Raw genomic sequence first — 706 nt, 5'->3', positions numbered from 1 at the left:
GTGGGGGGGGTGGTTTTTTTTTTTAACCCCCCTCCGGGCGGGCGGGGCCCCGCGCCGGGGCCCCCGGCAACTCGCTGCGGCTCGGCGCGGCTCAGGCGCCGAGGACGTCCGCCGCCGTCTCCGACGAATCGCGCAGGAAGGTCGAGCAGCGCTCGAACTCCTCCTTCTCGCCGATCGCCTCGGCCGCCCGGGACAGGGCGTACAGGGCGCGCAGGAAACCGCGGTTCGGCTCGTGCTCCCACGGCACCGGGCCGTGGCCCTTCCAGCCGGCGCGGCGCAGCGCGTCCAGGCCGCGGTGGTAGCCCGTACGGGCGTACGCGTACGACTCGACGGTGCGGCCGGCGGCGAACGCCTCGTCGGCGAGGGTCGCCCAGGCGAGCGAGGAGGTCGGGTGCGCGGCGGCCACCTCGACCGCGGGCGTGCCCGTGGCGAGGGCCTCGCGGCCCGGCTCGTCGGGGAGGTGGGTGGGGGCGGGGCCCCCGAGCAGGTTCTGGTGAATGGACATGCACCAAGTCTGGGGTATCGGGCCCCTTCCGCGGAGCGGCGGTACCGCGTACGGGCGGTGCCCCAACCACCCCCGGGGCTCCTGCGGGTGACCGGGGGGGGGGGCCCCCCCACCCGGCGGCCCCGCCGGGGGGCCCGCGCCCCACCCCCCCCCGGTCGCGTATAAACAACAGACGCTGCCGCCGACAATTATAGTGTTTAT

The 706-nt window shown here is 75.6% G+C and carries 1 protein-coding gene; it reads right to left on the bottom strand.

Features of this window, described 5'->3' with window-relative positions; genetic code table 11:
* Positions 1-91: 91 nt before the first annotated feature.
* The gene (locus tag ACFXA3_RS04595) at positions 92-505 is read right to left on the bottom strand and encodes a DUF3151 domain-containing protein (protein WP_385181862.1); all 414 of its coding nucleotides are present in this window, start codon (positions 503-505) and stop codon (positions 92-94) included.
* Positions 506-706 lie beyond the last annotated feature (201 nt).

It is taken from the genome of Streptomyces sp. NPDC059456, from assembly GCF_042750055.1.
Lineage (GTDB): Bacteria > Actinomycetota > Actinomycetes > Streptomycetales > Streptomycetaceae > Streptomyces.
The sequence above is the reverse complement of the archived record's forward strand: the minus strand, read 5'-3'. Positions and strand labels throughout refer to the sequence as shown.